The 2,970-nt window shown below is 63.2% G+C and carries 2 protein-coding genes and 1 pseudogene; all 3 read right to left on the bottom strand.

Annotated elements, in window-relative coordinates; all coding sequences use genetic code 11:
* Positions 1–125: 125 nt before the first annotated feature.
* On the bottom strand, positions 126–941 hold the full coding sequence (locus JOY90_RS03995) for a tetratricopeptide repeat protein (RefSeq protein WP_291689864.1): 816 nt from the start codon (positions 939–941) through the stop codon (positions 126–128).
* Between the two features lie 108 nt (positions 942–1,049).
* Positions 1,050–2,006: a glycosyltransferase gene (locus JOY90_RS03990; protein ID WP_291689863.1), complete on the bottom strand. Its 957-nt coding sequence runs from the start codon at positions 2,004–2,006 to the stop codon at positions 1,050–1,052.
* Positions 2,003–2,970, bottom strand: a pseudogene (locus JOY90_RS03985) (hypothetical protein); the annotation flags it as partial. The gene JOY90_RS03990 and the pseudogene JOY90_RS03985, both read right to left, overlap by 4 nt.

Here is a 2,970-nt window from a genome sequence, read left to right as displayed (position 1 = left end):
CGGCGGGTCTGCCGCCGAAACTCACCGTGCCGATGATCGTGTTCTTCCTGCCGGTCCTGTTCATCGTGATTCTAGGGCCGGCGGCAATCAAGGTGCTGTGGACCGACCTCAACTAGGCGCGGCGCTCAGGTCCCCGCACCGGGTCCGCGCGCGTCGGTCATCTTTTTCTTCGGCTTGCCGGCCTTCTGCTCAGCCAGCATCTGCTTGAGATAGGCGACGTTGGCCGCGGCTTCATCCGGCGGCAGATCGGCGCGTGCAATCGTTTCGGCTTCGCCGAAGCGGCCCTGCAGGCCGATGACGAGCGCGAGGTTCTGGCGCACGCGCGGATCGGTCGCCCGCCGGTCGACCGCCTTTCGCAGCGTCGCCTCTGCCTCGGGCAGGTTCTTAGCGAGCGCATAGGACAGTCCGAGATTGGACAGCACTGTTGGCTCGTCGGGCACGATCTTGAGCGCGCTCGAGTAATAGCGCTGCGCGTCCTCGTGACGGCCCATCTGATCGAGCACCGCGCCCTGCGCCGACAGGATGCGCCAGTCGGGATTCTCCGGCGTGTGCGCGCGCTCCAGCACCGCGAGCGCTTCCTTCAGCCGGTTGGCGTCGGCGAGCGCGCGGCCATAGGCGCCGAGCAGCGTCTTGTTGTTGGGGTCGTGCAGCGAGGCCTGTTGAAGCACGGCAACGGCCTGCGTACGCTGACCGAGCGCGCGTAACGCCTGCGCGTACTGCAGCGCCGCGTCGGTATCTTCCGGATTGTTGCGATAGCGTGTACCGGCGTCTTCAGCGGCGCGGCGCCACTCCGTCTCGGATCGCGGAGCCGGGCTTGAGATCGCGCCGGTCACATCGGGAGAAGGGGATGTCGCGCAGCCAGCCGCCGCCAATGTGAGGCACGAGACAGCGGCCGCTTGGCAGAGCCGCCACGCAATCCGGCCGCGGGGATGACGCATCATGAATTCGCTCCGCCGGACGCGAGGACCGGTCCTGCGAAGCAATAGGTTGTTAACCTTAATGCCTCGTTAAGCGGTGGCCGCCGGCAATTGGGTAGCGAAATCAGTACGTTATCGTGAAGACGGGCGCGTCTCGGGGACGGCAGGGGCGGGGCCGGCCGCGAGATAGGCCATGTGTTTTATGGCCCGGGTTCCGTGTGCCACCGAATCCAGAATGAGCCCACACGCCAGCGCGAGGAACGACAGGACGATGAGCCCGGTCGCGAGCACGGCCGTCGGAAGGCGTGGCACCAGTCCGGTTTCGACGTAGCTGACGACGACCGGTGCGCCGAGCACGAGCCCGACCAGCAGCAGGACGAGTGCGACCAGAGAAAAGAACTGAAGCGGCCGCTCGTCCTTGATCAGTGTGACGATGGTGCGAAGGATCTTTAGCCCGTCGGAAAATGTTCGCAGCTTCGAGGCGGTGCCGCTGATGCGCCCGCGATAGGGCGTGCGCACTTCTCCGATCGGCATGTTGAGCTCGAGTGCGTGCACAGTGAGTTCGGTCTCCGTCTCGAATCCCGCCGCCAGCGCGGGAAACGATTTGACGAAGCGGCGTGAAAACACGCGGTAGCCCGACAGCAGATCATGGACGCGGTCACCGAACACATAGCGTACCGCGCCTGACAAGACTGCATTCCCGAAAACATGAAAGCGGCGATAAGCCTCCGTTTCCGCCGCCACACGGATCGCGCAGACCATGTCCAGGTGATCGTCGGCCAGGAGTTGAACCATCTGCGGCGCGGCAGCCGCTTCGTAGGTGCCGTCGCCATCGACGAGAACGTAAATGTCGGCCTCGACGTCCGCGAACATGCGGCGAACCACGTGGCCTTTGCCTTGCAGCGTCTCGCGGCGAACGATCGCTCCTGCGCCTCGAGCGGCGTCCGCTGTGCCGTCCGTCGAGTTGTTGTCGTAAACGTAGATCGCCGCGGACGGGAGCGCGCGGCGAAAATCGCCAACAACTTGCGCGATTGCATTCTGCTCGTTGAAGCAGGGAATCAGCACAGCTATCGACACGCCGGTGGTCATCGCCGCCGCTCCAGATCGCAGAGTCGCATTTTTACATCAGCGACCTGTAACGGTTGGCAACGATTCGTTGCAACCAGTCCATAGCTATCCAGTGCGCTCCTGGGCCATTCGCGGACCTGGCCGTCGTCGAGTTCTTTCAGTTGGACGCCGCTTCGCGCCATCAACGCCTTGACCTGCTCGGTCAGTGGCGAGGGGCTGTTCGCGCGCACATCGAACTCACCGCCGATGTCGATGTAGCGCGTATCGGGTGGCAGACTGGCCGCGGCAAACAAGGCCGGCTTGAATGCAACGAACACGACATTATTGCCGCCGATATCGAGCGGCTTCGGATTGATTGCTTGCCAGTAAGGCTTCCACGGTACACGGCCCCAATCGGGGACCTCGGCCGTCAGGCATGCGCAGGCAGCCAGCGCGGTTAGCGCGATTGCGGTCAGGTAATTGCGGCCGAGCTGGAGTGCGAGAATCAATAGCGCCGCTCCGCACAGGATTTCCAGCACGACCATGTAGCGGTGAATGGCAAAGGTAGCGAGCCAAACGAGATATCCAAGCACGAAGGTCAACAGCAGGCCGGTTGCCGGCTCGCTCAGCACGCGTCGCCGCCAGTTACCGAGGGCCGCGAGCGCTGCCAGGAAGACAGTGCAGCCGCACACCACGACGATCCACCGGACATCGCGAACGCCGATCTCGGCCGATGGTGAGCCAATCTCTGGATTGGGGCTGCTCGCTGTCAACCAGTACAGAGGGTATCGCCAGATATCGAATATGGAATGCGGCAGGAACCTCTGGTCGCGGAATGAAGATTGTTCGAATCCCGATGCGTGAAAGATGCCGTTGAACAGCGGATAGAACGGATTGCCGAAGCGCTGCCAAATTTCGAAGTGCCAGGGGGCACCGACAACCACAGCAGTGACAGCCGCCGCCCCGAAACATGCGACAAGCCATTTGATTCGCTGGCGCAATGTGT

This window comes from Bradyrhizobium sp. (genome assembly GCF_019242285.1).
GTDB lineage: Bacteria > Pseudomonadota > Alphaproteobacteria > Rhizobiales > Xanthobacteraceae > Bradyrhizobium.
Note: the sequence above shows the minus strand (reverse complement) of the source record. Positions and strands in the feature narration are given on the sequence as shown.

Coding starts and splice junctions, on each gene's coding strand:
- JOY90_RS03995 (WP_291689864.1), bottom strand. CDS start 941: ATGATGCGTCATCCCCGCGGCCGGATTGCGTGGCGGCTCTGCCAAGCG.
- JOY90_RS03990 (WP_291689863.1), bottom strand. CDS start 2,006: ATGACCACCGGCGTGTCGATAGCTGTGCTGATTCCCTGCTTCAACGAG.